The organism is Streptococcus sp. GMD6S, from assembly GCF_000297015.1.
In genome coordinates this window covers 1-6,168 of the sequence record NZ_AJRH01000290.1, presented here as the reverse complement: position 1 = coordinate 6,168, position 6,168 = coordinate 1, and the positions used below count along the sequence as shown (strand labels likewise).

At 42.1% G+C, this 6,168-nt stretch carries 7 protein-coding genes; 6 read left to right on the top strand and 1 reads right to left on the bottom strand.

Translation table 11 applies throughout. The features are described from left to right. The 6 genes from GMD6S_RS10785 to purB form a co-directional block, all read left to right on the top strand. The coding region (locus GMD6S_RS10785; protein ID WP_000320888.1) for a phosphoribosylamine--glycine ligase at nt 1–774 on the top strand (774 nt) is incomplete at its 5' end. A gap of 386 nt (nt 775–1,160) precedes the next feature. Then, nucleotides 1,161–1,649 (top strand): 5-(carboxyamino)imidazole ribonucleotide mutase, encoded by a 489-nt coding sequence (purE, locus tag GMD6S_RS10780; RefSeq protein WP_000802563.1) that lies wholly within the window; start codon nt 1,161–1,163, stop codon nt 1,647–1,649. Next, entirely contained in the window at nt 1,636–2,742 is a 1,107-nt protein-coding gene (purK, locus tag GMD6S_RS10775; RefSeq protein WP_000099061.1) for a 5-(carboxyamino)imidazole ribonucleotide synthase, read from the top strand. The genes purE and purK overlap by 14 nt, the downstream gene beginning before the upstream one ends. A gap of 30 nt (nt 2,743–2,772) precedes the next feature. Beyond that, on the top strand, nt 2,773–3,849 hold the full coding sequence (locus GMD6S_RS10770; RefSeq protein ID WP_000452038.1) for a YaaC family protein: 1,077 nt from the start codon (nt 2,773–2,775) through the stop codon (nt 3,847–3,849). Nucleotides 3,850–3,879: 30 nt separating this feature from the next. Next, nucleotides 3,880–4,623, top strand: a complete 744-nt coding sequence (locus GMD6S_RS10765) for a hypothetical protein (RefSeq protein ID WP_000598019.1) — start codon at nt 3,880–3,882, stop codon at nt 4,621–4,623. Between the two features lie 49 nt (nt 4,624–4,672). Further along, entirely contained in the window at nt 4,673–5,971 is a 1,299-nt protein-coding gene (gene purB / locus GMD6S_RS10760) for an adenylosuccinate lyase (protein ID WP_000572896.1), read from the top strand. A 57-nt stretch (nt 5,972–6,028) separates the two neighbouring features. On the opposite strand, the gene GMD6S_RS13170 is transcribed toward purB, so the two are convergent. After that, a partial coding sequence (locus tag GMD6S_RS13170; RefSeq protein ID WP_008295567.1) for an LPXTG cell wall anchor domain-containing protein occupies nt 6,029–6,168 on the bottom strand: 140 nt, incomplete at its 5' end.

Genomic DNA, 6,168 nt, shown 5'->3' with positions numbered 1-6,168 from the left:
GTCGAAGCCGCTCACGAGATGCTTTTGGACAATAAATTTGGTGACTCAGGTGCGCGTGTGGTTATCGAGGAGTTTCTTGCAGGAGAGGAATTTTCACTTTTTGCCTTTGTCAATGGGGACAAGTTCTACATCATGCCAACGGCTCAGGACCACAAACGTGCTTACGATGGCGACAAGGGCCCTAACACTGGCGGGATGGGTGCCTATGCGCCAGTTCCTCACTTGCCACAGAGCGTGGTTGACACAGCGGTTGAGACCATTGTCAAGCCAGTTCTTGAAGGCATGATCAAAGAAGGACGTCCCTACCTTGGTGTCCTTTACGCGGGTCTTATCTTGACAGTTGATGGACCGAAAGTCATCGAGTTCAATTCACGCTTTGGAGATCCTGAAACACAAATCATCTTGCCTCGTTTGACATCTGACTTTGCGCAAAATATCACTGATATTTTGGATGGGAAAGAACCAGAAATCACTTGGACGGACAAGGGTGTGACACTTGGCGTAGTTGTCGCATCCAATGGGTACCCGCTAGACTATGAAAAAGGTATTGAGTTGCCAGCCAAGACAGAAGGTGACATCATCACCTACTATGCCGGAGCTAAGTTTTCGGAAAATAGCAGAGCACTGCTATCAAACGGCGGACGAGTCTATATGCTCGTCACCACAGCCAACACTGTCAAAGAAGCTCAAGAAACCATCTACCAAGAACTCGCCCAACAAAAAACAGAAGGCCTCTTTTACCGAACAGATATCGGAAGCAAGGCCATTAAGTAAAGATATAAGAATAACGCGACGAAGTCGCCAAATACGATAATGATCGCCGTGGTGAAAAGACCAGAACAGAACTTGTTCTGGTCGGGGGAAACTTTGAGACCTTAGGCTCAAAGTTTAGGAATGAAACCGAAGGTTTGCTTCCGCCCCCACCACCTAAGACCATTATCAAAAAGAAAAATAAAAATTTACAAAATACGTTAATGGTCGTATGGTTTGCGAGCGTTAGCGAGCTAATATAGGATAATCGTCGCAGTAGTGGAACTCCTAGTAGCATAGCTACTAGGAGCGGAAAACTGGAGACTTAGGCTCCAGTTTTAGTAATGGAACGCCCTAGGCGGTCGCTTACGTCCGCACTACATTAGACGATTATTAAAAGAGGAGAAGAAATGAAACCAATTATTTCCATCATCATGGGCTCAAAATCCGACTGGGCAACCATGCAAAAAACAGCAGAAGTCCTTGACCGCTTCGGTGTAGCCTACGAAAAGAAAGTTGTTTCCGCACACCGTACACCAGACCTCATGTTCAAACATGCGGAAGAAGCACGTAGCCGTGGCATCAAGGTCATCATCGCTGGTGCGGGTGGCGCAGCCCATTTGCCAGGTATGGTAGCTGCCAAAACAACCCTTCCTGTCATTGGTGTACCAGTCAAATCACGTGCTCTTAGTGGCGTGGACTCGCTCTACTCTATCGTTCAGATGCCGGGTGGCGTACCAGTCGCAACTATGGCTATCGGTGAAGCAGGGGCGACAAACGCGGCCCTCTTTGCCCTTCGTCTTCTTTCAGTAGAGGATCAGGCTATCGCGACAGCTTTGGCAGATTTCGCAGAAGAGCAAGGAAAAATAGCAGAGGAGTCAACAAATGAGCTCATCTAAAACAATCGGAATTATCGGTGGCGGTCAGCTGGGGCAGATGATGGCCATTTCTGCTATCTACATGGGGCACAAGGTTATCGCACTGGATCCTGCGGCTGATGGTCCCGCCTCTCGTGTGGCGGAGATCATCGTGGCTTCTTATAATGATGTGGACGCCCTGCGTCAGTTGGCGGACCGCTGTGATGTTCTCACTTATGAATTTGAAAATGTCGATGCCGACGGTTTGGATGCTGTCATCAAGGAGGGACAACTCCCTCAAGGAACTGACTTGCTCCGTGTTTCTCAAAATCGTATTTTTGAAAAGGACTTTCTCTCAAACAAGGCACAAGTCACCGTGGCACCCTACAAGGTCGTGACTTCTAGCCAAGACTTGGCAGATATTGACCTGTCGAAAAACTATGTCCTCAAGACGGCGACCGGTGGCTACGATGGCCATGGTCAAAAGGTTATTCGTTCAGAAACAGATTTGGCAGAAGCCTATGCGCTAGCTGACTCAGCAGACTGTGTTTTGGAAGAATTTGTCAACTTCGACCTTGAAATTTCTGTCATCGTGTCAGGAAATGGCAAGGACGTGACAGTCTTCCCTATTCAGGAAAATATCCACCGCAACAATATCCTGTCTAAGACCATCGTGCCAGCCCGCATTTCAGAAAGTCTAGCTGAAAAAGCCAAAGCTATGGCTGTGCGAATCGCAGAACAACTGAACTTGTCTGGGACTCTTTGTGTGGAAATGTTTGCGACAGCTGATGATATTATCGTTAATGAGATTGCCCCACGCCCCCACAACTCAGGACACTATTCGATCGAAGCCTGTGATTTCTCCCAGTTTGATACCCATATCTTAGGTGTTCTCGGAGCACCGCTTCCAGCCATCAAACTGCATGCACCTGCCGTCATGCTCAACGTACTCGGCCAGCATGTCGAGGCCGCTGAAAAATATGTCACAGAAAATCCAAGCGCCCACCTCCACATGTATGGTAAAATAGAAGCGAAGCACAACCGCAAGATGGGACATGTGACTTTGTTTAGTGATGTGCCGGATAGTGTGAATGAATTCGGTGAATATGAAATGAGTAAGAAAAATATAATGTGATTAATTTTGAATAAGGATTTATGATCTATTATGGAAGTAATAAAGTATAATAATAAACCATTAACTCTTAAAACAGCTATAAATAAGCCTAGTTTAACAGGTAGAACAGTTATCGTATCTGATAGGTGGGAGTATGTGAGATTTTTTCTAAGAAATATAAAAAGAGGGAAAAAAAGTAACGCAGAGAAAGCTCTGTTTTATTGGAATCAGGCAGAAGAATTTTATAAGTCTAGTAAAAATTTATCGTTAACTTCTGCTCCGCTTCCTCTTTATTATTGTTTTTTAAATGCAACTAAAGCGCTTTTAGAATTTTGGGGCATCAATAATTCATACTATACGCCTTATCATGGTGTATCAGGTAAAAATAAAAATACAAACAAAAACAAGCCAAGGTTAGATGAGCAAGAGGTCGTAATTAAAGCTAGAGGGGTTTGTCCAGGACTACTTCATTTTTTTGATGGAAATATGGGAATAATTGGCTCAAAACACTCTTTAGATGAGTTGTTAGCTAATTTAGTATATATTCATAGGACGTATGTTATTTCGCAGGGAATCAGTCAAAATAAAGAGATGTTTATTCCTTTAGACGATGTTTATTTTGTTAGAAAGCCTGATAAAAGAGTGACTATAAATGCAAAAATTGATGAAAAATATACGAAACATAATAATGTTAAAGGAAATAATTTAAGAAGAGTGAGAGTCTATAAAGACTTTGATGGTACTAAACTTTCATGGAGACAGTGCCCGGTACAACTCCAAAATATTAGAAATGTGTCTTCTAATCAAAATTTATTAAATTTTCATAAGATGGTAAGAAAATCATTCCAAGAAATTTCTTCGGGTATTAATTCTAGATGGTATTTTAAAGACTTTAATAATCCTAAAAGTTTAGATATTCCTCCAATAGTAATAATGTATATGTGTATGCATCGTCTGAGTGAGTTGTCAAGATATGAACCAGATGTTTTAAATGCGTATTTAATGAAAGAACATAGTTGGATTCTTTCGGAATTTATTAAATTAACTCCATTTCAGTTTATAAATATGATTGTTGCAGAGATAACTCGAGAACAATTGGGTGTTTCAAGGCACATCATAGAAATATAAGTGAATACTATGAAGAGGTTTTATATATTTATGATTAAGACTATAAAATACCCAAACAAAAGTGAAGCGCTTCATTATATCACTAATGATATAGCAAATCAGCTAGGATATAGCAGTGTAGATGAATTAGCTGATTGCTATAATGGATATGGAAGTTTCGTTTTAGAGGATTTTGTTAATTTTAATAAAGATTTTTTTAAAACTGAACAAGACATTCATGAATTTGCTAAAAATGTTAAAGATGAAAGAGATAGAGCAAAAAGAGGGATTGCCTTGTTATCTAGAGAAACTATTATTCCACCTAATGGGGGGACCTCAAAAGGAAAGTCACAATTCTCTGGGTCAGTGTTTCATACAGGCCATATACTGGGACATATGTTAGTCGGAAGAATGAAGGATTTTAATTCAAGAAAAAATAATGATGAAAATATTTTTCCTCAGACAAGTTGGTCTAATGGAGGTGGGAGAGATTTTGAGTCCTTTAAATTAAATTCTGAGAGGGGTAATTCTCAATTAACGTATGAAAGACGTATATGGAATAAGCTAAATAAAAATGGTAACAAAGACCTTCAGGTATATTATCAGGTTGATTTAATATATCATAAATCTGAAGAAGTTCCAAGAGGAATCCATATTCAGGCTATTCCTAGCGATGACATAACAGAACTCAATAAGAATAGAGTATCTCTGAATGTGTTTATTCCTAATATTAGATATAATGAGATTTCTGAATTAGATTATGATTCTTGGGATAGTAAGAGGAATAAAGTTTAGATGGCTCGTTATTAAAAAGGTGAAACTTAAGAAGAAAGGAAAATTAATCATGATCGAACGTTATTCTCGCCCTGAGATGGCGAACATTTGGAGTGAAGAAAATAAATACCGTGCTTGGCTTGAGGTGGAAATCTTGGCTGATGAGGCATGGGCTGAGTTGGGGGAAATCCCTAAGGAAGATGTGGCTTTGATTCGCGAGAAGGCGGACTTTGACATCGACCGTATTTTGGAGATTGAGCAGGAGACTCGCCACGATGTGGTGGCTTTCACTCGTGCGGTTTCTGAGACTCTTGGTGAAGAGCGCAAGTGGGTGCACTATGGGTTGACTTCTACCGACGTGGTGGATACGGCCTACGGTTACCTTTACAAGCAAGCCAACGACATCATCCGTAAGGATCTTGAAAACTTCCTCAACATCATCGCTGATAAAGCGAAAGGACACAAGTTTACTATCATGATGGGACGTACCCACGGTGTGCACGCTGAGCCTACAACTTTTGGTCTTAAATTGGCAACTTGGTACAGCGAAATGAAACGTAACATTGAGCGTTTCGAACATGCGGCTGCTGGCGTGGAAGCTGGTAAGATTTCTGGTGCGGTTGGTAACTTTGCCAACATCCCACCATTTGTGGAGCAATACGTCTGCGACAAGTTGGGTATCCGTGCTCAAGAAATCTCTACACAAGTCCTTCCTCGTGACCTTCACGCTGAGTACTTTGCAGTTCTTGCTAGCATCGCGACTTCAATCGAACGTATGGCAACAGAGATCCGTGGTTTGCAAAAGTCTGAACAACGCGAAGTGGAAGAGTTCTTTGCTAAAGGTCAAAAAGGGTCTTCAGCAATGCCTCACAAACGCAACCCTATCGGTTCTGAGAACATGACAGGTCTGGCGCGTGTGATCCGTGGTCACATGGTCACAGCTTATGAAAACGTAGCCCTTTGGCACGAACGTGATATCTCTCACTCATCAGCTGAGCGAATCATCGCACCAGATACAACCATCTTGATTGACTACATGCTCAACCGTTTTGGAAATATCGTCAAGAACTTGACGGTTTTCCCTGAAAACATGATCCGCAACATGAACTCAACTTTTGGTCTTATCTTTAGCCAGCGGGCGATGTTGACCTTGATTGAAAAAGGTATGACCCGTGAGCAAGCCTATGACTTGGTGCAACCAAAAACAGCCCACTCTTGGGACAACCAAGTAGACTTCAAACCGCTTCTCGAAGCAGATCCAGAAGTGACATCACGCCTCACTCAAGAGGAGATCGACGAAATCTTCAATCCTGCATACTACACTAAACGAGTGGATGATATCTTTGAACGTATAGGACTTGGTGATTAATCCTAACAATAAAAAGCGAGATTCAATCTCGCTTTTTCGTATTCTCCTAGAAGAATCTTAGTCTTCTTTTCTCTTAGTCAGTCCGTAGGCTGCTAGAGTCGCCATGAGGCCTGCTGCGACCAAGCCTGCAGAATCTTGACTTCCTGTTGCAGGGAGTTGTTTTTCATCTGCTTTGGCAGTAGTTGGTGCAGTTTGCT

Coding starts and splice junctions, on each gene's coding strand:
- purE (WP_000802563.1), top strand. CDS start 1,161: ATGAAACCAATTATTTCCATCATCATGGGCTCAAAATCCGACTGGGCA.
- purK (WP_000099061.1), top strand. CDS start 1,636: ATGAGCTCATCTAAAACAATCGGAATTATCGGTGGCGGTCAGCTGGGG.
- GMD6S_RS10770 (WP_000452038.1), top strand. CDS start 2,773: ATGGAAGTAATAAAGTATAATAATAAACCATTAACTCTTAAAACAGCT.
- GMD6S_RS10765 (WP_000598019.1), top strand. CDS start 3,880: ATGATTAAGACTATAAAATACCCAAACAAAAGTGAAGCGCTTCATTAT.
- purB (WP_000572896.1), top strand. CDS start 4,673: ATGATCGAACGTTATTCTCGCCCTGAGATGGCGAACATTTGGAGTGAA.